Origin of the sequence: Amycolatopsis sp. CA-161197 (assembly GCF_050942255.1) — a bacterium.
Lineage (GTDB): Bacteria > Actinomycetota > Actinomycetes > Mycobacteriales > Pseudonocardiaceae > Amycolatopsis.
Window position 1 is genome coordinate 9328942 of record NZ_CP192059.1, and the last position, 18731, is coordinate 9347672.

Annotated in this window: 26 protein-coding genes, 1 tRNA gene and 1 pseudogene; 19 read left to right on the forward strand and 9 right to left on the reverse strand. The window is 69.3% G+C overall.

All coding sequences use genetic code 11. The features are described 5' to 3' along the window. Positions 1-29: 29 nt before the first annotated feature. Together ACQPXB_RS44180 and ACQPXB_RS44185 are read right to left on the reverse strand one after the other, a co-directional pair. Positions 30-371 carry a hypothetical protein gene (locus ACQPXB_RS44180; RefSeq protein WP_432847905.1) on the reverse strand — a complete coding sequence of 114 codons (342 nt, stop codon included), beginning with the start codon at positions 369-371 and terminating at the stop codon, positions 30-32. Further along, complete coding sequence (locus ACQPXB_RS44185) at positions 364-558, reverse strand: hypothetical protein (protein ID WP_432847907.1); 195 nt, start codon at positions 556-558, stop codon at positions 364-366. Before ACQPXB_RS44185 ends, ACQPXB_RS44180 begins: the two co-directional genes overlap by 8 nt. Positions 559-837: 279 nt before the next feature. Here ACQPXB_RS44185 and ACQPXB_RS44190 point away from each other — a divergent pair, with 279 nt between their 5' ends. Beyond that, complete coding sequence (locus ACQPXB_RS44190) at positions 838-1170, forward strand: winged helix-turn-helix transcriptional regulator (RefSeq protein ID WP_432847909.1); 333 nt, start codon at positions 838-840, stop codon at positions 1168-1170. A gap of 55 nt (positions 1171-1225) precedes the next feature. Next, positions 1226-1387, forward strand: coding sequence for a hypothetical protein (locus tag ACQPXB_RS44195; protein WP_432847911.1), 162 nt, complete (start codon positions 1226-1228; stop codon positions 1385-1387). A 36-nt stretch (positions 1388-1423) separates the two neighbouring features. Here ACQPXB_RS44195 and ACQPXB_RS44200 read toward each other — a convergent pair. The 3 genes and pseudogenes from ACQPXB_RS44200 to ACQPXB_RS44210 form a co-directional block, all read right to left on the reverse strand. Then, positions 1424-1496, reverse strand: a tRNA-Arg gene (locus ACQPXB_RS44200). A 1560-nt stretch (positions 1497-3056) separates the two neighbouring features. After that, positions 3057-3338, reverse strand: a complete 282-nt coding sequence (locus ACQPXB_RS44205) for a hypothetical protein (RefSeq protein ID WP_432857331.1) — start codon at positions 3336-3338, stop codon at positions 3057-3059. Between the two features lie 16 nt (positions 3339-3354). Further along, positions 3355-3531: pseudogene (locus ACQPXB_RS44210) on the reverse strand (cytochrome b); the annotation flags it as partial. 8 nt (positions 3532-3539) lie between these two features. Between ACQPXB_RS44210 and ACQPXB_RS44215 the strand changes: the two are divergent. The 8 genes from ACQPXB_RS44215 (at position 3540) to ACQPXB_RS44250 (ending at position 8091) form a co-directional block, all read left to right on the forward strand. Then, the gene (locus tag ACQPXB_RS44215) at positions 3540-3683 is read left to right on the forward strand and encodes a hypothetical protein (RefSeq protein WP_432857334.1); all 144 of its coding nucleotides are present in this window, start codon (positions 3540-3542) and stop codon (positions 3681-3683) included. Positions 3684-3794: 111 nt separating this feature from the next. After that, entirely contained in the window at positions 3795-4373 is a 579-nt protein-coding gene (locus ACQPXB_RS44220) for a VOC family protein (protein ID WP_366584780.1), read from the forward strand. Continuing rightward, a complete protein-coding gene (locus ACQPXB_RS44225; protein ID WP_366584783.1) occupies positions 4370-4771 on the forward strand; it encodes a nuclear transport factor 2 family protein in 402 nt (133 codons plus the stop codon). The genes ACQPXB_RS44220 and ACQPXB_RS44225 overlap by 4 nt, the downstream gene beginning before the upstream one ends. Next, positions 4771-5607, forward strand: coding sequence for a fumarylacetoacetate hydrolase family protein (locus ACQPXB_RS44230; protein WP_432847913.1), 837 nt, complete (start codon positions 4771-4773; stop codon positions 5605-5607). Before ACQPXB_RS44225 ends, ACQPXB_RS44230 begins: the two co-directional genes overlap by 1 nt. A gap of 1 nt (position 5608) precedes the next feature. Next, positions 5609-6247, forward strand: a complete 639-nt coding sequence (locus tag ACQPXB_RS44235) for a TetR/AcrR family transcriptional regulator (protein ID WP_432847915.1) — start codon at positions 5609-5611, stop codon at positions 6245-6247. A gap of 165 nt (positions 6248-6412) precedes the next feature. Continuing rightward, the gene (locus tag ACQPXB_RS44240; protein ID WP_432847917.1) at positions 6413-6823 is read left to right on the forward strand and encodes an SDR family NAD(P)-dependent oxidoreductase; all 411 of its coding nucleotides are present in this window, start codon (positions 6413-6415) and stop codon (positions 6821-6823) included. After that, a complete protein-coding gene (locus ACQPXB_RS44245; protein WP_432847919.1) occupies positions 6823-7134 on the forward strand; it encodes an SDR family oxidoreductase in 312 nt (103 codons plus the stop codon). The genes ACQPXB_RS44240 and ACQPXB_RS44245 overlap by 1 nt, the downstream gene beginning before the upstream one ends. Before the next feature lie 42 nt (positions 7135-7176). Then, positions 7177-8091, forward strand: a complete 915-nt coding sequence (locus ACQPXB_RS44250; protein ID WP_366584791.1) for an NADP-dependent oxidoreductase — start codon at positions 7177-7179, stop codon at positions 8089-8091. Positions 8092-8165: 74 nt separating this feature from the next. Here the strand turns inward: ACQPXB_RS44250 and ACQPXB_RS44255 are convergent, their stop codons facing one another. The 4 genes from ACQPXB_RS44255 to ACQPXB_RS44270 are packed head-to-tail and all read right to left on the reverse strand — an operon-like array spanning position 8166 to position 10700. After that, positions 8166-8660 carry a flavin reductase family protein gene (locus ACQPXB_RS44255; protein ID WP_366584793.1) on the reverse strand — a complete coding sequence of 165 codons (495 nt, stop codon included), beginning with the start codon at positions 8658-8660 and terminating at the stop codon, positions 8166-8168. Positions 8661-8680: 20 nt separating this feature from the next. Further along, entirely contained in the window at positions 8681-9607 is a 927-nt protein-coding gene (locus tag ACQPXB_RS44260; RefSeq protein WP_432847922.1) for an alpha/beta hydrolase, read from the reverse strand. Positions 9608-9642: 35 nt separating this feature from the next. Beyond that, positions 9643-10245 carry an NADPH-dependent FMN reductase gene (locus ACQPXB_RS44265; protein ID WP_432847924.1) on the reverse strand — a complete coding sequence of 201 codons (603 nt, stop codon included), beginning with the start codon at positions 10243-10245 and terminating at the stop codon, positions 9643-9645. A 5-nt stretch (positions 10246-10250) separates the two neighbouring features. Beyond that, positions 10251-10700, reverse strand: a complete 450-nt coding sequence (locus ACQPXB_RS44270; RefSeq protein ID WP_386951145.1) for a RidA family protein — start codon at positions 10698-10700, stop codon at positions 10251-10253. 114 nt (positions 10701-10814) lie between these two features. On the opposite strand from ACQPXB_RS44270, the gene ACQPXB_RS44275 reads away from it, so the two are divergent. The 9 genes from ACQPXB_RS44275 (at position 10815) to ACQPXB_RS44315 (ending at position 18728) form a co-directional block, all read left to right on the forward strand. Beyond that, positions 10815-12212 carry an amidohydrolase family protein gene (locus ACQPXB_RS44275; RefSeq protein ID WP_432847926.1) on the forward strand — a complete coding sequence of 466 codons (1398 nt, stop codon included), beginning with the start codon at positions 10815-10817 and terminating at the stop codon, positions 12210-12212. Between the two features lie 89 nt (positions 12213-12301). Then, complete coding sequence (locus tag ACQPXB_RS44280; protein ID WP_432847927.1) at positions 12302-13282, forward strand: hypothetical protein; 981 nt, start codon at positions 12302-12304, stop codon at positions 13280-13282. Further along, entirely contained in the window at positions 13275-14108 is an 834-nt protein-coding gene (locus ACQPXB_RS44285; protein WP_432847928.1) for a hypothetical protein, read from the forward strand. Before ACQPXB_RS44280 ends, ACQPXB_RS44285 begins: the two co-directional genes overlap by 8 nt. 18 nt (positions 14109-14126) lie before the next feature. Next, positions 14127-14423: a BMC domain-containing protein gene (locus ACQPXB_RS44290; protein WP_220244443.1), complete on the forward strand. Its 297-nt coding sequence runs from the start codon at positions 14127-14129 to the stop codon at positions 14421-14423. 52 nt (positions 14424-14475) lie between these two features. Continuing rightward, positions 14476-14820 (forward strand): BMC domain-containing protein, encoded by a 345-nt coding sequence (locus ACQPXB_RS44295; RefSeq protein ID WP_366584808.1) that lies wholly within the window; start codon positions 14476-14478, stop codon positions 14818-14820. Then, a complete protein-coding gene (locus ACQPXB_RS44300; RefSeq protein WP_366584810.1) occupies positions 14817-15095 on the forward strand; it encodes a EutN/CcmL family microcompartment protein in 279 nt (92 codons plus the stop codon). The genes ACQPXB_RS44295 and ACQPXB_RS44300 overlap by 4 nt, the downstream gene beginning before the upstream one ends. After that, positions 15092-16156 (forward strand): PEP/pyruvate-binding domain-containing protein, encoded by a 1065-nt coding sequence (locus ACQPXB_RS44305; RefSeq protein WP_386951132.1) that lies wholly within the window; start codon positions 15092-15094, stop codon positions 16154-16156. Before ACQPXB_RS44300 ends, ACQPXB_RS44305 begins: the two co-directional genes overlap by 4 nt. A gap of 43 nt (positions 16157-16199) precedes the next feature. Continuing rightward, positions 16200-18023 carry a PEP-utilizing enzyme gene (locus ACQPXB_RS44310; RefSeq protein WP_432847931.1) on the forward strand — a complete coding sequence of 608 codons (1824 nt, stop codon included), beginning with the start codon at positions 16200-16202 and terminating at the stop codon, positions 18021-18023. Between the two features lie 3 nt (positions 18024-18026). Beyond that, positions 18027-18728: an HAD-IA family hydrolase gene (locus tag ACQPXB_RS44315; protein ID WP_432847933.1), complete on the forward strand. Its 702-nt coding sequence runs from the start codon at positions 18027-18029 to the stop codon at positions 18726-18728. The last annotated feature ends 3 nt before the right edge of the window (positions 18729-18731 follow it).

The following is an 18731-nucleotide window of genomic DNA, read 5'->3' on the forward strand; positions in this document are numbered from 1 at the left end:
CGGGCAGCAGTACCTGGTGCAGGGCCGCACTACGGGACCTGCGATGGAACAGCGTTGGTGGAAGGCTGGCACCGGTGGCCCGGGATTTCTGGCCGCGCCAAGCTGACCGGCAGGCCAGCGGGCACTACATCCGCCGGGAGCGACGACCTCGCGATGGAGGAGCTCCGGCTCGGAGCCAGGGAACCGTTGGGCTGCACGGCGCGCACGGGGCGCTGCGTGATGCCCGCCGGGGTGGCGCCGACGCAGTGGATGTGGGTGCGCGGGATGCCGTGAACGGCGGTGTTGTCGAGGTGGGCGGGCTGTTGCAGGCAGCCCACCGGCTGGTCGGAGAGCATCGTGCCCAGCCAGGCCAGATCGGCGAGATCAGTCACGCCGAGGAGACCGTACGGCGCGGGCCGCTCGCACAGCGGCGGGATCCGCCAGCTCGCGGCGCGCGATCAGCTGCTGCGTCATGGGTTGGACGTCGATCGCGGTCTCACCGTCTTCGGGGACCATCGCTTCGAGGTACACCAAATGCGCGGTGAGGTCCGGAATCCGGTTGGCCACCGACGAAATCACCAGTCCCGCGTAGCTGTGGCCGACATCGGGGCTGACCAGGTGCGCCTTGTCGCCGTAGCCGGTCAGCGAAGGGGGCGTGCACCCGATACCCGGCTGATTCGAGCAGCGGCACCACGCGCTGCCAGCACTCGCCGCTGTGCCAGGCGTCGTGGACCAGCAGAAACGTCGCCATGGTGGTTCCTATGCGCAACTCGATACTGTGTGGGAACCAGTGCGGTGCGTTCGGTCCAGACGGAGCAATAAGGCACTTTCCGGTGCCCCCGTTCCCAAGAAGTAACCATGACCGCGGACGACGAGTGCCGGACCCGCGAGGTGCTGGACATCGTCGTGGACAAGTTGTCACGGCTCGTCGTGCGCCACCTCCGCGACAGGCCACTCCGGTTCACCGAGCTCGAGCGCGCCGTCGGCCGTATCAGCCGGCGCATGCTCACCGTCACCCTGCGTACCATGGAACGCGACGGGATCATGGCGCACCGTCATGCCGCCGCACCTCAGCTACGAGCTCACCGCGATGGGCAAACCCTCCGTACGGCCGTCCTGCCGCTGCTGGAGTTCAACACCACGAACCTGCCCCACATCGACCTCGCCCGCACCAAGCACGACACGCAATGAGGTGTCCGCGACGTCTTCCGCCACCATTCGGCCTCCGGCCGAAGGAGCGTGCACGATGGCCTACCCGGAGCGTGTGCTGGTCACGAAACCCGCCGCCCGCATCTGCTGGCTTGCGAGGGCCAGTGCCATCCCGTTGGCTTCGCGCCGAGACGTCAACGCGATCTCTTCCGGCCCGCGAGCCGTCAACGCCTCGCCCGCCACCCTGCGTCTGAGCTGACGAAACCCCTGGTCATACGCATGACCAGGGGTTTTGTGCCCCCGGCAGGATTCGAACCTGCGACACCCGCTTTAGGAGAGCGGTGCTCTATCCCCTGAGCTACGAGGGCATGCGGACGTACCTTAGCACCCCGGGAGTACCACTCCCGAAGCTCAAGCCGCCGCAGCTCAGGCCGATCGCGTGGGCCATCGCGGCGAAGGGCAGAGTGATCTACGCCGAATTCGTGGTGGCGACGCCGTCGGCGGCCCCGCGGGCTCGCCCGACAACCACGACGTCGGACGTGCGGTAACGACCCTCGACGGTCGAGGCGGTAACGCGGTCGTCGGGCTCTCGGCGAGGTCGACTTCGGGCATCCTCCCGCGGCGGTTGCTCGGTCCAGCCGAACAAAGTCGTGCCATTCAGGTCCACCCCGGCCTCGGCGGCGATGCCTTTGTCCGCCATAGGCACGCGGCGGATATCAGGAATCATTGGCGCGGGTCAGCGAAACACCGTGAGCCTCAGCCTTGACAGCCTCCGGGGACAGGTCGGATTCAAGCCAGGCCGAAAGTGATCGTCACCACTGCCCTGGGCAGGAGCAGACGTTAGGCCGTCTCCTCCGCGGCGACGTCCTCGGCGTGAACAGCAGCGTCACCAGCAAAGTCGTGGTGTGGCAGAAGTCGGTAGAGGGAGGCCAAGACGTCCGCTTCCGCCGGCGGCTCCGTGACGCACCACCGCGTCGATTGGTCGTGGAACCGTTCCGCGGTCAGCGCTACGGCCGGTCAGCCTCGACGCGACATTCGGGGAAGTACGCGTGACAAGGACGGAGATGTCGACCTGTCGTGCGGACTCATACAAGCAGGGTGGGCGGCGCATCGCCGGCATTGATCAAGGTGCGGGAAACTGAGTTCGCCCGTTGGACACCGAGGGCACGCGGTCGTGGTATTACCTCGACGAAACAGGGCCGCAGGTGCTCGGTCTGGTCGAAATGCACGTACGGGCGCCCGCAGTCGGGCCCGGCCCCACCGGGAAACTGGCCACTCGACCCACTGGTGGAAGACGGGTTGTCTCGGCCGAGATAATCTGACGCTCCTCGTGGACCCGCCGAGCAGCCTGTAGCTGAGCGGCGCCCAGCACGAAGGTGGGATCAACGACGACCGAGCGGTCGCTCACCGATCACTCAACCCGATCCACGTAGGCAACGTGACGTTCAGCGAATACCAGATGACGGAGTAGGGCATGACGCTGCATGGTCGGGGCAGGTACGCGACGGCCATGTCTACCTACAAAGCGTTGGACATCGCGCAGATCCACCGCTCCAGAATTCGACACACCAAGCCTCACGGACACGCCAACGAAGTATCACCACTTCCACCGGCGGTGTTTTCACATTTTCCGACTTGGACGCCCCCAACTTTGCAGGCGCATCAATTACTTTTGAATGCCGTCAATCACGGATCGAACGTTCGCCACAGTGGGATGCACCTACCCGTACGACGAGATTCAATTCGTAAGCACCGGCGTCGAGGTGCACATTCCAATCTGTCGGCGTAGTTCCGTTGGCTGCCGATCCCGATCGCCGTATACTGTCAGTTCGTCGGCAAAAAGCGCCCCCGCGACATCAACAGCATTGTCGAACTCTCCCAGCGATGCATAACAGAGAGCTTGCTGGAACCGACAACGTAACACGAACTCATCTGGTGATGCCGAGCCGGTGTAGCTCTACGATGGCGATGCGCAGGTTCAGCGGAACCACGTCATCGTCGAGAATGGCCGAGCGATGGTCGCCTGGGACTGCGTAAAGTCTGAAACGTTTCCCGTCGTTCGGCTCGGCGGTTCCGTGGAAGAGGTCGTCTCCCAGCTGCAGGGCCCGGGCAGCACAAAGGTCGGTGGTGTGCTGCAGACCGGAGGCGAAGGTTTCCAACCGTGGGAACAACTCGCCGAGCCGGCGATGCCGGCCCCGATCGAGGACCACGCTCGGAGCGAGTTGTTAACAGCAGCAGCATTCCGATCGCGCCGGGGAAGAACACAGCCGGGATCGTGTAGTTCCCGAGGTAGACCTCCCAGGCGGGCCAGATGCGCAGCAGGCCGTCGGCCTACGCCAAGTACCAGTCGGGTTGCGAACCGGCCGAGACCTGCGACGGGTTGTACGGGCCGATGTTCCAGATCGCGGGACGTGCGCACGGTCGTCGGGTTCGCCGGGCCGGTGGTGCGCCATTACCACCTGCCGTGGCTCGCGGTGCGGCGCTCGGATCACCTGATCGAGGTGCTCGACATCGCGACCGGAGCGGTGCTGCGCCGCGCTGAAACCGGTGGCTGACCAGGTCGAACGTCGATCCACCCCCGCCCGGCAACAGTGGCGACGCGAACTTGACTTGGGGTCAAGTCAGTCTTAGCTTCAAGGGATCGAACCGACCTCGGAGGAGGAAAAGTGGCTTCACCGGCGAAGCTCTCCCACGTCGTCCTGTACAGCAGGCAGGTGCCGGCGATGCGGGACTGGTACGTGAAGACCCTCGACGGCCGGGTGGTGCACGAGACGCCCGGCATGGTTTTCGTGACCTACGACGACGAGCACCACCGCATCGCGGTCGCGGACCCGACGTCGGCGATGGCCGACGGGGAGGTCGCGGCGCTGCTGGGCGGCCCGAAGACGGAGCTGTCGGCCGAGGAGCTGGCGGCGCTGCCGTTGCACGGGCTGGCGCACGTGGCGTTCACCTACGGCAGCCTGCGGGAGCTGCTCGAGACGTGGGAACGCCTTGACGCCGAGGGGGTGCGGCCGCTGCAGGCTGTCAACCACGGGCCGACGACGTCGGTCTACTACGCCGATCCCGACGGCAACCAGATCGAGCTCCAGATCGACAACTTCCCGACCACCGAGGAGGGCACGGCCTTCATGCAGTCCGAAAGCTTCGCGCGCAATCCGTTCGGAGTGGTGTTCGACCCCGCCGCACTGCTCACCGAGCTGCGCGCGGGGAAGACCGAGGCCGAGCTGACGGTGCCGACGTGGTGAGCGAGGCGCGGTTCGCGTGCGAGGACGTGGTGCGCACGTCGTTCCGGCTCATCGACGAGGGCCACGCGAGCGAGTCGGCCGAGTGCTACACCGCCGACGCGACGCTGGTGATGACCAGTACGAAGGAGATCCGCGCGGAGGGCGCGCAGATCCGCGAGGCCATGCGCCGCCGGGAGCAGGAGGACCGGCCGACGCTGCACGTGGTGTCGCCGTCGTGGTTCGACCTCGACGGCGACCGCGCCGAATGCCGCTGCGACCTGCAGGTGTACGCCCTCAGCGACCCGGCCGCGCCGCCGCACCTGCGGACGGTGAGCCGCGTCCACGACGTCCTGACCCGCGAAGCGGGCCGCTGGCGCATCGCCGAACGCCGCATCACCGTGCTGGCCGGGGGCGCCTGATGCGGCTCTACCGGACCACGCAGGGGCTGGCCCGCGGCGAGGGCGACGAGCTGCTGTTGCTCGACGCACCGCACCACGACGTCGCCGAGCTCCTGGTGGACAACGCGCAGAACGCGCCCGTGCGGGGCCGGGTGCCGCTGTCGGAGGCAACGCTGCTCGCGCCCGTGGCGCAGCCGAAGACCGTGGTGATCGTCGGGGCCAACTACGCCGGGCACATCGCGGAAGCGGGCCTGAAAGTCCCGGCCACGCCGGCGTTTTTCCCGATCACGCCGGGGCGGGAGCTGTTCATCGGGACCGGGAAGCCGATCGTCCTGCCGGCCGAGGCGCCGGATCGGGTCGACTACGAAGCCGAGCTCGCCGTTGTCCTCGGGGCGCCGGCGCAAGACGTCCAAGCCAGGGACGCGGCCGGATACATCGCGGGGTTCACCGTCGCCAACGACGTGTCGGCGCGCGACGTCCAGTTCCGCGGGATGCGCGACGGTGCCGTCGTCGACCTGTCGCTTCTCCAGCGCGCCAAGGGATTCCCGACGTTCAAGCCGCTCGGCCCCGCGCTCGTCACGCCGGACGAGCTCGGCGAAGACGTCGCCGTCACCACCCGGGTGAACGGCGTGCTCAGGCAACAGGGGCGCACGAGTGAGATGCTGTTCCCGGTGGCCGAGCTCGTCGCGGCTGTTTCGGCGAAGGTCCCGCTCGCGGCGGGAGACGTCATCCTCACCGGAACGCCCGCCGGCGTCGCACTCGCGTCGGGTGAGTACCTGCGGGCGGGTGACGTCGTCGAGGTGAGCGTGGAGGGGATCGGCAGCCTGCGCAACGAGGTGAGCACAGGAGGCAGCTGACATGAGTTCCGAGAAGCGCACGGCGCCGCCCCGCGGGCAGCGGCGCGCGGCGCTGATCGAGGTGGCCGCCGACCTGTTCGCCCGCAAGCCCTACGACGAGATCTACATCAGCGAGATCGCCGAGGCCGCGGGCGTCGCGCACGGGCTGTTGTTCTACCACTTCAAGGACAAGCGCGGCCTGTACCTCGCGGTGCTGCAGCAGGCGCTCGACGAGCTCATCGAGCTGCACCGCCCCCGCGACGACGAAGACACGCGCGAGCAACGCATGCGCGGCCTGCTGCGCCGCCACATCGAGTACCGGCGCGCGCACGTCCACACCATGCTCGCGTTCATCCGCGCCGGCGGGCAGGACCCGGAGGTGGACGAGCTCTTCGAACGCGCCCGCCGCGCCGGCGCCGAGTTCGTGGTCGACCTGCTGGGCCTCACCACGGAACCGCCGCCGCGCGTGCGCGTCGCGATCCGCGGCATCATGGGCATGCTCGACGAAACCACGCTCGACTGGCTCACCCACGACTGCGACGTGCCCGCCGCCGAGCTCGAAAGCCTCGTGTACGACGCGGTTGTCGCCATTCTCGCCACGGTTTCGTCGGCGCACCCCGAGCTGGGCGACGTGGTCGCGGAGCTGCACGCGGCCGCCTGATGGGTACCCACGCCAAGGAGCGGCGCGTGAACTCTCCGGGCGGGTAAATCTGGACCTCCAGGGGAAATTCGCTCCGGCGAGCGCAAGCGTTCCGGGGTCGGCGGCAGATTTCCCACGGCACCTCGCGATGAGCCACCGCGAGGTCGAAGGTGGGCCGGAGGAATCATGAGTCTCGACGGAAAAGCAGCGCTCGTCACGGGTGCCTCGAGCGGAATCGGCAAAGGCGTCGCGGAACGGCCGGCCAAGGACGGCGCCCGGGTGATCGTCGCCCATCATCCGGCCCAGCGGGGGCAGGCCGAGGAGGTGGTCAACGGCATCGCCGCCCACGGTGGCACCGCGATCACAGCGGCGGCCGACGTCGCCGACGCCGCACAAGTGCGGGGCCTGTTCGACGTCGCCGAGACGGAGTTCGACGGGGTGGACATCGTCGTGAGCAACGCGGCCGACTACCGCTTCAAGAGCTTGGCCGGCAGCACCGACGAGGACTTCGACACCGTTTTCGCCACCAACACCCGCGCCGGCTTCGTGGCCATGCGGAGTCGGCGCTCCGCATGCGGACCGGCGGGCGAATCGTGATGATCTCCGCGGGGCTCACGCTCATGCCCACGGCCGGCACGGCTCTCTACGCGTCGAGCAAAGCGGCCCTCGACCACCTCGTCCGGGTGGCGGCCGTCGAGCTCGGGCCCAAGCACATCACCGTGAACAGCGTGCTGCCCGGCATGGTCAGGACTCCCTCGACGGCGCACTTCTCCGACGAGGAGATCGCCGCCGAAGCCCAGAGCACCCCGCTCGGCCGCATCGGCCGACATCGCGGACGTCGTGGCCTTCCCTGTCTCCCACGACGGCCGCTGGGTCACGGGGCAGCGCATCAGCGCCGGTGGCGGTAAGTTCTGACCACCACGGTCCTTCTCCTGCAGAGGCTGGGAATCATGAAAGCCATCACCGTCCAGGATCGCACCGCCGGCGTCGGCGGAATGTCCCTTGTGGACCGTCCCCATCCGCACGCCGCGGAGAACGACGTGATCGTGCGGGTGCACGCGGCCGGCTTCACGCCCGGCGAGCTGGAGTGGCCCGGCACGTGGACCGACCGCGCCGGGCGCGACCGGACGCCGAGTGTGCCCGGGCACGAGCTGTCCGGGGTGGTGGCCGAGCTCGGGTACGGCACGACCGGGCTCACGGTGGGGCAACGCGTGTTCGGGCTCGCCGACTGGACGCGCGACGGGTCGCTCGCCGAGTTCACGGCCGTGGAGGCGCGCAACCTCGCGCCGCTGCCCGCCGACATCGACCACTCCGTCGGCGCGGCGCTGCCGATCTCCGGGCTGACGGCGTGGCAGGCGCTGTTCGACCACGGCCGGCTCGAGCCCGGGCAGACGGTGCTGGTCCACGGCGCCGCGGGCGGCGTCGGGTCGATCGCCGTGCAGCTCGCGCGGGAGGCGGGGGCGACCGTGATCGGCACCGGGCGGGCGCACAACCGCGAGGCGGCCCTCGATCTCGGCGTGCACTCGTTCGTGGACCTGGAGGCCGACCGGCTGGAAGACGTCGGTGAGGTCGACCTGGTGCTGGACGTGTTCGGCGGGGACACCGGGGACCGCTCGGCCGGGATCGTCCGCGCCGGCGGGACGCTGGTGACCATCGCGGGACCGCCCAACGCGTGGCCGCGAGACGGGCGCGCCGTCTTCTTCGTGGTCGAAGCCGATCGGGCAAGGCTGGCCGACCTGGCGCAACGGGTCCGCGACGGACGGCTCCGGGTGCTCGTCGGTGCCGTTCACCCGCTGGCGGAAGCCGCGACCGCGTTCGCACCGGGCCGGCGCAGCCAGGGAAAAACGATCATCCGCACCAGCTGAGCCGGCGTGAACGCGCGGGATCAAGCGCGTTCACGCCGAACTTGCAATCGTTTGCAAACTGGCACGGAAAAACTTCACGCACTCTGGGCCAGCAACGAATGCGTGCCGAACGTCCGCGAGTGGTACGTCAGCGGAGCCGCCGTGGCCGTGGAAGCCGAGACGACCTGTCCGAAAAGGACGATGTGGTCACCGCCTTCGACCTCCTGGCTCAGCGTGCACGCCAGCCATCCGGGAACGCCCGCCAGCCGGGGCAGTTCGTTGTCGTGCTGCCAGTCGACGCCGGCGAACTTCTCCCCCATTTCGAGCTTCTTCGCGAACGACCGTGCCGTCTCGGCCTGTGCCGCACCGAGGACGTTCACCCCGAAGCGCTGCGACTTCCGGATCAGACCCAGGAGCCGCGACGTTTTGTCCAGCGACACCAGCACCATCGGCGGGTCCATGGACAGCGAGGTGAACGCGCTGACCGTCGTCCCGTGCGGCGCGCCCTCGTGGAACGCGGTCACCACCGAGACCGGGGTGGCGACTCCCGCCATGACCTCGCGAAAGTCGTTCTGCAACTGCGTGAGCATGCTACCTCCTTGTGGCACGGCTAACGTCGGTCGAAAAGATCCACAATGGACTCGGTGAGATCACCGCGGTCATCGGCGAGCGCGTCGAGCTCGTCGAAGTGGTTGAAGCCGGGCCGCGGCAGACAGCGAACGTCCAGGCCGTGCGCCTTCGCCGCGGCGAAGTAGTCGGTGGACTGGCGCACGAACTCCGCCGTCTGCTCCGTGCCGTAGGTGATCACCAGCGGCGGCATCGTCTCCGGCAGCGCGAGCACCGGACTGTTACGCAGCACCTGATCCGCCGTCAGCCGCAGATCGGCCTGCACCGAGGTGAACGGCAGCGGCCGCAGGTCGAACAGGCCGCTGATCGCGCACCCGCCCTTGATCACCGACGGATCGATGCCGTAGTTCTCGGCCCAGCGCGTGGCCAGCACCATCGCAACGCCGTGCCCGCCGGCCGAATGCCCGGCGACCACCACCCGCCGCGGATCCGCGCCGTACGAGGCGATCGAGCGCACCGTCCACGCGACCGCCGCGCGCTCCTGCCGCACGATCTCGTCGAGCGACACCGCCGGGCACAGCGAATACGTCGGGATCACCACGGTCACCCCGCGCGCCACCAGGCCGGCCGCGGCGAAGCTGAACTCCGCCGACGTCAGCGCCCGCCAGTACCCGCCGTGCAAGAACACCACCACGGGCCCGCCCGGCGAACCGGGGAACACGTCGAGCCGCTCGTCGACGGTCGGGCCGTAGGGGATGTCGAGGAAACACTTGAGCCGGCCGCGGGTCTCGGCACTGCGGGCGACGAAACTCGCGGCCACCGCGAGGAAGTCGGGCACCGTCCACTCGATGTCGTACTCGCGCGTCAGCTCACCCGCGTCGGTGAACCGGCGCCCGCTCGGGGCGAGGTAGAGCGTTTCACCGGTCGGACGGACACCCGGCGGCGCACCGAGATCGGGCGGACTGTCCACAAGGCACCATCCCTTCGTCGGAATCGTCAGGAGCGTCAGAAAACGAATTCCCGTTCCCGCGGGTCGAGGCCACGCGCCTTGGTGCTCCGGGTGAATTCCACGAAGTCGGACAGGAACCGGCGAAGCAGCGCCCGGACTTCCTCGTCCTTCAGGTTTCCCTCGTCGTCGAACTTCATCTTGCCCAGGCCGACTGCGACCTCCGGCCGGCCCATCAGCATCGCGTCGAAGAACAGCAGGGCACCGCGCAACGCCGACTGGCCACGCAGCGTGCCGCCGGTGCCGATGCTCGCGCCGACCAGGCCGAGCGGCTTGAACCGCAGGCAGTTGAACGGGGGCGGGAAAGAGAGCCAGTCGAGCAGGTTCTTGAACGCGCCCGGCACGCTGTTGCAGTACTCCGGCGTCGCGATCACGAGGCCGTCCGCCGCGCGCACCTGCTCCGCGACGGCCCGCACCACCGCGGGCGGCTGCCCGTCTTCGAGGAGGTCGACGTTGAGGTTCGGTACCTCGCTCCAGTCGCCGAGGAGGTCGAGGGTGACGCCGGCGGGCGCCTCGTCAGCGAGGGCTTTCAGCAGCCCGTGGTTGTAGGAGCCGGAACGAAGGCTGCCGCAAATTCCGAGAAGGCGAAGATCTTTGGTCATGAGAATCAGCCGCTCTGATCCAGGACCACGGGACCAGAACGAGCTGGCACGGCCGCGATCGCGTTGACTTCGAAATGAAGACCCCTGGGCACGAGACGGGAAACCTCGACTGTGGTCGAAGTAGGCATCACGGGGAACAGTTCGCGCATCACGGTCGTGACGATCGCATTGTCCCGTTCGACATCGGTCAGGAACTTGGTGAGGGAAACTACGTGCTCCAGGCCCGCTCCCGCAAGCTCCAGAACCCTTGCGAGATAGCGGAAAGCCCGGCGCACCTCGGCTTCGACCTCCGGTGAGTCGTCGTCGCCGTCTGGTACACCCGGACACCCCGCGACGAAAACGAGTTCGCTGCCCGGCGAAATCCGGATCGCCGGTGTGAACGGCAAACCGGGAGTGCGGAAGATTTCGGAAGCGTCGCCATAGGACGTGAACGCTGGAGATCGAGTGTCGTGCACGACGGTGCACCTTTCGTCTTACAAACGTTTGCAGTACTATAAGCAGGCGTTCCGGACCCGTCAAGCAACGATTCAGCCGACGGCGGCGCACCACATCCAAGGAGGCATCAGCCCGTGAAGAAGACCTTGCTCAAAGGCGGCTCGGTCCTGACGATGGACCCGGCGCTCGGCGATTTCCGCGGCGACGTGCTGATCGGCGACGACAGGATCCTCGACGTGGCACCGAAGATCGACGAGAGCGAGGTCGACGAGATCATCGACGCCGCCGATTCGATCGTGCTGCCCGGACTCGTCGACTGCCACAACCACATGTGGCAGGCCCCCATCCGCGGCCTCGCCTCGAACTGCTGGGGCCGCGAGTACTTCGGTGTCATCCACCCCCTCGCCGGCCGCTACCGCCCGCAGGACATGCACGACGCGACGTTCGGCGCCGGCGCGGAGCTGCTGCTCAACGGGGTGACCACGGTGTTCGACTTCTGCCACGCCACCAACTCGCCCGAACACGCCGAGGCGTCGCTGGAAGCACTGGAAGCCGTGGGAATCCGGGCCGTGTTCGGGTTCTGCTTCCGGCCGCGGCCCGAAGCGGGCACCAGCTCGTTCGACACCCTCGACGAGCGCATCGCCGTGCTGCAACGGCTCGCGAATGCCCGCGCCACCACCGACCGCGTGCAGCTCGGCGTCGCGCTGAACAACATCGACCACGTCTCGCTCGAAGCCCACGCCCGCGAGGTCAAGGCCGCCCGCGAGATCGGGCTCGTCTCCACGCTGCACTCCAACCTGCAGGGCCAGGTCACCTCGTCGCACGAGCTCGGCCTGCTCGGCCCCGACGTCCTCTGGGTGCACGCCGGCCCGGCGACCGACGCCGAGCTCACGATGCTGCGCCAGAACGGCGGCACGATCGTCAGCACGCCCCAGATCGAGGCCGGGCACATGGGCGTGGTCCCGATGATCGGGCGCGCGGTGCAACAGGGAGTACCGCTCGTCTTCGGCGTCGACGCGACCGCCGCCGTGAGCGGTGATTTCCTCACCCACCTCAGGATCGGCCACGCGCTCAGCCGCCTCACCGAGGTGATGGCCGAGCGCCAGGTCGGCCGCTCCGGTGTCCGGACACCGACCTTCCCCTCGATCGACGCGCCCGCGTTGCTGCGCATGGCCACCCTCGACGCGGCCCGCGCGCTCGGCCTCGACGACCGCGTCGGCAGCCTCACCCCGGGCAAGCAGGCCGACGTCCTCGTGCTGCGGACAGGCCCCTTCGGACTCGCCGCGAGCTCCGTGGCCGACCACGTGGTTTTCCAGGCGTCCGCGCGCGACATCGACCTCGTGTTCGTGGACGGCGTCCCCCGCGTCCGGGGTGGCGCCCTCGCCGGCGTGTCCCTGCCCGAATTGCGCGCCCGCCTGGACGGAGTGCGCGACTGGGTGCTCGGCCGCGCCCCGGGCAGCCACTGGACCGAGCTGACCGCCGAAGACCGCAAGCGCTACGAAGAAGGTCAGGGCAAGGCCACCCCGGCCTGACGGGGCCCGCGCGGCGGCTGAAATTCGTGTCCGGGTGCACCGGACAACAACACGAACCCGCGGCGGTCTGCGGCCTAACGTCAACCAGCATGTCACGGGTATTCCACTTATCGCCGGCCGGCGAGCGGGCCCGAACGCCGCAGGCCCAGCCGGCCGAGCCGGCCGAGCCGGAGCCACCGCGGGCCGGCATCGTCGCGGGTTACCTCGCTCCGCACCCGCCGCACCTGATCTACGCGGACAACCCGCCGCAGAACGAGCCGCGCAGCACCGGCGGCTGGGAAACGCTGCGGTGGGCCTACGACGAGGTCCGGCGCCGGATCCGGGAGCTGCGGCCGGACGTGCTCGTGGTGCACGCGCCGCACTGGATCACGATGGTCGGCCACCACGTCAACTGCGTGCCCAATCCGCGCGGGGTGTCGGTCGAGCCGATCTTCCCGAACCTGTTCCGCTACCACTTCGACTTCCGCACCGACGTGGAGCTCGCCGAGGCCATGGTGGGCAGTTTCGAGGAGCACGGCCTGGTCACACGGGCCATGCGGGAGCCGGGTGTGCGCGTGGACTACGCGACGATCGGCGCGCTGCACATGGCGAACCCGCGCTGGGACATCCCGGTCGTGTCGATCAGCGCCAACAACAACCCGTACTTCTACGCCGACGCGGAGCTGGAGCAGATGGACGTGCTCGGCACCGCGACCCGCGTCGCGATCGAGCGGACGGGACGGCGGGCGGTGCTGCTGGCGTCGAACTCGTTGTCACACCTGCACTTCGACCGCGAGACCGAGCTGCCCGAGGACATGGGCCGCGAGTACGCGTACAACAACGACCAGTACCGCGCCGACATGAAGCTGCTGGAAACCGTGCGCAGCCAACCGACTTCGGCGTTGCGCACGGCGATCCCCGAGCACATCGAGGCCAGCGAGGCCGAGACCAAGTCGGGCAGCCTGAGCTGGTTGCTGGCCGCGCTGGGCTGGCCGGACACCACCGGCGACATCCTGGGCTACGGCACGATCATCGGCACCGGCAACGCCGTGGTCGAGTGGCGCCCCGAGGGGGTGCACGCTCGTGGCTGACACCGTGGTCGCCGCCGCTCTCGTGCCGGGCATGCCGCAGCTGCTCGCGAAGAGCCCCGCGCCGAGCTGGGCCGACCTGCGGGCCGGCGTCGAGCAGGTCGGCGAGGACTTCCGCGAGGCCGGAGTGGACACCGTGCTGCTCATGTCGACGCAGTGGTTCACCGTGCTCGGGCACCAGTTCCAGCTGGACCCCAACCCGCGCGGCGAGCGGATGGACGAGAACTGGTACGCCTACGACTACGGCCGCATCAGCTACGACCTGCAGGTCGACACCGATCTCGCCGAACGCTGGGTCGGCCTGACCGCCGACCGCGGCCTGCAGGCGCGGCGCACGCGCTACGACGGTTTCCCGATCGACACCGGCACCGTCACCATCGCGAACCTGCTCGACCCCGGGCGGCGCTTCCGGTACGCGATGGTGTCCTGCAACCTCTACGCCGAGGTCGACAACATCGCCACGCTCGGCGAAACCGGTGTCGCCGCCGCGGCCGCGGCCGGCCGCCGGGTCGGCGTGGTCGTGGTGTCCGGCCTGTCCGCCGGGCTCATCCAGCGCTGGATCGAACCGTCCGAAGACGGCATCGCCACGCCCGGGCAGGACAAGTGGAACCGCCGGATCCTCGACGCGCTCGTGCGCGGCGACGTGAAGGAGGCCCTGGACCTGCGCGAAAGTTTCGCCCGCGAAGCCGCGGCCGACAGCCAGTTCCGCGCGCTGGCCTTCCTGCTCGGCGCCGGTGTGCTGGACCAGCCCGGCGAACTCCTGTCCTACGGCCCGATCTGGGGCACCGGCGCCGCGGTCGTCCGCTGGCGTCCCACCACTTCCCGCTAGTCAGAAAGAGAGAGCCCCATGGCCAACACCGCGGTCGGATTCGTGGAGACGGAAGGGTTCGTGCCGATCTTCGACGCCGTCGACGCGATCGTCAAAGCCACCAACGTGACGGTGGAAGGCGTCGTGCGCCTCGGCGGCGGCATCGTCGCGGTCGCGCTGTCCGGCGACCTCGCCACCGTCGAGGAAGCGACCGAAATCGCCGAGGAAACCGCGAAAGCGGTGTCGGGTGCGCAGGTGCGTTCGGTCGTGTTCGCCAACCCGTGCGACGCCGTCGCGGCCGTCGCCGCCCACACCGCCCTGCTCGAAGGCAACTGAGCCAGCACTGCGCTCACCGCAGAACGCTCAACGAAGAACAAGGAGAACACCCATGGCCGGCAACACGAATTCGGCTGGCGCGATCGGTGTCGTCGAGACCCGCGGCATCGTGGCGCTCACGGCGGGGATCGAGGCGATGATCAAGACCGCCGACGTCCGGTGCATCGCGGTCGACCGCGTGTCCAGCGGCTACCTCGTGGCCGCGATCCAGGGCCAGCTGGCCGCCGTCCGCCAGGCGCTCGACGCCGGCACCGCCGCCGTGAAGCGTTACGGCGACCTGCGCGCCGCCCAGATCTACCCGCGCCCGAGCGAGGCCGCGGCCACGCTGCTCGAGACCCGCCGCGCGGAGTCGTTCCGCGAAGCCGTGCTGGAGTTGCCGAGCGGGGGCCAGTCGTGATCCTCGGCCGCGTCATCGGCCGGGTGTGGTCCGACCGGCAGCTGCCCGGGCTGTCGACCCGGCGGCTCGTGCTCGTCCGCGCGATCGGCGTGGACACCATCACCGTCGCGGTCGACCTGCTCGACGCCAGCCCCGGGGCCACCGTCCTCGTGAACACCGACGAAGCGGCCGCCGCGGCCACCGGCGAAGCGACGGTCGACGCCGCCGTGGTCGCGCTGGTGTCCGACTACGACGAACCCAGCGACCGCGAGAACAAGGAAAGGACCGATCGATGACCGCAGCGAGCACTCTGCACATCGGGATGGGCGACAACGCTGTCACCACCGCACAGGCCGGTGGCAAGGGTCGCTCGCTGGACACGTTGTGCCGCCTGGGAGTCCGGGTTCCCGAAGCGTTCGTGGTGACCACGGACGCCTACCGCGCGGCGGTGACCGGCGGCTTGGGCCAGGAGCTGGACCGCCGGATCCGCGCACTGCACCCGGAAGCCGACCTCGACGTGCTGACGGAGGAGTCGGCCGCGATCCGCGAACTGCTGTTCGCCGAGACCGAGCAGCACGGCGCCGACGCCGACATCCGCGCGGCCTACGCGGAGCTCGCCGAGCGCACCGGCGTCGCCGAGCCGCCCGTGGCGGTGCGGTCGAGTTCGGCCGCGGAGGACTCCGCGGACCGCAGCTTCGCCGGCGAGCACGACAGCTATCTCTGGGTCATCGGCGCCGACGAGGTGTCGGCCGCCGTCCGGCGCTGCTGGGCGAGCCTGTTCACCGCGCGCGCCATCAGCTACCGGGCGCGTGACGGGGTCGAGAGCACCGACGACGCCATGGGCGTGGTCGTGCAGCGCATGGTCGACGCGAGCGCGGCCGGCGTGTTCATGACCCTCAACCCCGCCAACGGCGACCGGTCGAAGGTCGTCATCGAATCCGTGTGGGGCCTGGGCGAACCGCTGGTGAGCGGCACGGTGACGCCCGACCGGTTCGTGGTCGACAAGATCACCCGCGAGATCCTCACCCGCGACATCGCCGAGAAGGCCACCCGCGCGACCCGCGACCCGGAGACCGGCAAGGGCATCGCGACCGTGCCCGTCGACGACGCGGATCGGTCCCAGCCGTCCCTCCACAAGGGACACATCGAGCAGCTGCTCGAAATCGCGGCGCTGATCGAGAAGCACGCCGGCACCCCGCAGGACGGCGAGTTCGCCATCGACGGCGACGACGTGCACGTGGTGCAGGCCCGCCCGGAAACCGTGTGGAGCACCAAACCGCCGAAGCAGGTGTCGCAGGAGAACCGGGGCGCGCTCGCCCACGTGCTCGCGGCGCTGACCGGCGGCGCAAAACCCTGACCCGCATCCCCCACTGACTGCGCAGATGAGAAAGGGACCGACGATGGTCGCTTCCACCTTCCCCGGGCCGTTCGACCTCGACCCACCGCAAGGTGCCGAGGGCTGGGAATCGCTCTACAACTGGTACCACCTGTTCGGCGAGGACCGCCGCAAGGCCGACGAGGGCAAGTTCTGGTTCCAGGACGCCCTGCACCACCCCTACGTGCTGCACCCGTACGACGAGATCCAGTGCGAGTGCTGGTGGCAGGCCCTCGGCGCGATGAACACGCGCGTGTTCGCGGTACCGCCGGCGTTCGGCCTGGAGCAGCGCATCCTCAACGGCCGCCTGTACGTCTCGCCGGTCGCCGCGCCGGCCGACCAGATCGCCGCGCGGGCCGAGGAATTCGGCGAGCGGGCCAGCCACTACTACGAGCGCTGGGACGAGATCTATGCGGAGTGGAAGGAAAAGGTCGCCGAGCGCATCAAGCTCATCCGCGGCCTGAGCTTCGCGCCGCTGCCCGAGCGCGAGCCGCTGTCCACTGTGACCGGACACCTCGGACACTCGGCCGGGTATCGCTGGGAACGCGACTTCAGCCTCATGATCACCACGATGTACGAGACGTACCAGTGGCACTTCGAGATGCTGAACATCGGTTACGCCGCGTACCTCACGTTCTTCCAGTTCTGCCAGAACGCCTTCCCCGGCATCGGCGACCAGTCCGTGTCGCGGATGGTCGGCGGCCTGCACGTGGAGCTCTACCGGCCCGACGACGAGCTCAAGCGCCTCGCCAAGGAAGCCGAACGCCTCGGCGTGAGCGACACGATCCTCAACGCCTCCCACCTCGACGCGGCCCTCGCCGTGCTGAGCGGCACGGAGTCCGGCCGCGCCTGGGCCGAGGACTGGGAAGCCACCAGGGATCCGTGGTTCCACATCAACGTCGACCCCGGCCACCCCGGCGGCGACCACCGCTTCGGCACCTGGGACGACCACCCGGACATCCCGTTCGGGGCCGTGCGCACCTACCTCGAACGCCTGCGCAAGGGCGAGGTCATCGACCGCCCGACCGAGCGGGTGCTGGCCGAACGTGAGCGCATCACCGGCGACTACCGCGCCCTGCTCAACCCGGCCGACGTGGACCTGTTCGACGAGCTGCTCGCGCTGGCGCGCAAGGTGTTCGTCTACATCGAGGAGCACGTGCTCTACATCGAACACTGGATGTGGGCCGCGTTCTGGGGCAAGTCCAAGGAGCTCGCCCGGTCCCTGGTGGACATGGGTGTGTTCGACGACCCCGAGGACCTGTTCTTCCTGCGCCGCACCGAAGTCGCGGAGCTGATCTTCGACACCGTCGCCGCGTGGTCGACCGGCGCGCCCGGCCGGGGTCGCGCGCACTGGACCCCGATCATCGCCGAGCGCCGCCGCATCTTCACCGCGCTGGAAGCCTGGGAGCCGCCGCCCGCGCTCGGCCCGCCGCCGGAGGCCGTCGCCGAACCGCTCACGGTCATGCTGTGGGGCATCACCACCGACTCCGTCGCGGGCTGGCTGGCCGACTCGGAAACGGAAGACCCCGGCACGCTGCGCGGGGTCGCCGGTTCACCCGGGGTGGTCGAGGGACCGGTGCGCGTGGTGCGGTCCGTGGCCGAGCTGGCCGAGGTTCAGGACGGCGACGTGCTGGTCTGCCCCGCCACCTCACCCGCCTGGGCGCCGGTGTTCTCGCGGATCGCCGCGACCGTCAGCGACGTCGGCGGCATCATGAGCCACACCGCGATCGTCTGCCGCGAGTACGGCCTGCCCGCCGTGGTCGGCACCGGCCGTGCGGTCTCGACGCTGCGCACCGGCCAGCGCGTGCGCGTCGACGGTGACACCGGCGTCGTCACGGTCCTGGACTGATCCGTGACCTTCGAAGAACCCTGGTCGCGGCCCGGCCGCGGTCGTGCGCTCCGGCGCGCGGCCGCGGTCCGGTCCCGGGCGGACACGGCCACGCTACGGCTCACGACCATCGTGCTCGACCTCGGCGGCGTCGTCGTGCCCACGCTGTTCGAGGTGGTCGACGACCCGACGTTCCCCAAGGGCCCGTTCGGCGACGACAAGCTCTACGACGGGGTCGAGCAGGGCAAGCAGCAGGAGCGCGACTACTGGGCCGAGCTGTCGCAACGACGGCCGGACCTCGACCTCGGCGCGTTCATGCGGACCCGCATCAGCGTGCGCGACGAGGTGCGCGCGATGCTGCGCGACATCGGCGGCCGCGTGCGCCTGGCCGCGCTCACCAACGACATGGGCCACTGGTTCGGCCAGGACTGGGCGGCGAAGTTTCCCGAGTTCGGTGGCTTCGACCTGCTGCTCGAAGCCGGCCGCTACGGCGTGCTCAAGCCCGACCCGTCGGTGTTCCGGTGGGCGCTCGGGCAGCTACGGGAAGAGCCGGGGAGCTGCCTGTTCGTCGACGATCTGCCGTCGAACCTCGCCGGGGCGCGTGCCGTCGGGATGGAGACCGAGCACTTCGCCGTCGGTGACCCCGCGGGTTCGGTGAGACGCATCCTCGACCGCGTTGGCCTGCACCCGGCCCGCTCCAGCCACCGCGTGTTCCGCCCGAGCTGACCG

Bases quoted from the DNA above. Each gene is read 5' to 3' on its own strand.
- ACQPXB_RS44265 (WP_432847924.1), bottom strand. From the start codon at position 10,245: ATGACCAAAGATCTTCGCCTTCTCGGAATTTGCGGCAGCCTTCGTTCC.
- ACQPXB_RS44255 (WP_366584793.1), bottom strand. From the start codon at position 8,660: ATGCTCACGCAGTTGCAGAACGACTTTCGCGAGGTCATGGCGGGAGTC.
- ACQPXB_RS44240 (WP_432847917.1), top strand. From the start codon at position 6,413: ATGAGTCTCGACGGAAAAGCAGCGCTCGTCACGGGTGCCTCGAGCGGA.
- ACQPXB_RS44230 (WP_432847913.1), top strand. From the start codon at position 4,771: ATGCGGCTCTACCGGACCACGCAGGGGCTGGCCCGCGGCGAGGGCGAC.
- ACQPXB_RS44280 (WP_432847927.1), top strand. From the start codon at position 12,302: ATGTCACGGGTATTCCACTTATCGCCGGCCGGCGAGCGGGCCCGAACG.
- ACQPXB_RS44310 (WP_432847931.1), top strand. From the start codon at position 16,200: ATGGTCGCTTCCACCTTCCCCGGGCCGTTCGACCTCGACCCACCGCAA.
- ACQPXB_RS44235 (WP_432847915.1), top strand. From the start codon at position 5,609: ATGAGTTCCGAGAAGCGCACGGCGCCGCCCCGCGGGCAGCGGCGCGCG.
- ACQPXB_RS44295 (WP_366584808.1), top strand. From the start codon at position 14,476: ATGGCCGGCAACACGAATTCGGCTGGCGCGATCGGTGTCGTCGAGACC.
- ACQPXB_RS44190 (WP_432847909.1), top strand. From the start codon at position 838: ATGACCGCGGACGACGAGTGCCGGACCCGCGAGGTGCTGGACATCGTC.
- ACQPXB_RS44250 (WP_366584791.1), top strand. From the start codon at position 7,177: ATGAAAGCCATCACCGTCCAGGATCGCACCGCCGGCGTCGGCGGAATG.
- ACQPXB_RS44195 (WP_432847911.1), top strand. From the start codon at position 1,226: ATGGCCTACCCGGAGCGTGTGCTGGTCACGAAACCCGCCGCCCGCATC.
- ACQPXB_RS44290 (WP_220244443.1), top strand. From the start codon at position 14,127: ATGGCCAACACCGCGGTCGGATTCGTGGAGACGGAAGGGTTCGTGCCG.
- ACQPXB_RS44305 (WP_386951132.1), top strand. From the start codon at position 15,092: ATGACCGCAGCGAGCACTCTGCACATCGGGATGGGCGACAACGCTGTC.
- ACQPXB_RS44245 (WP_432847919.1), top strand. From the start codon at position 6,823: ATGATCTCCGCGGGGCTCACGCTCATGCCCACGGCCGGCACGGCTCTC.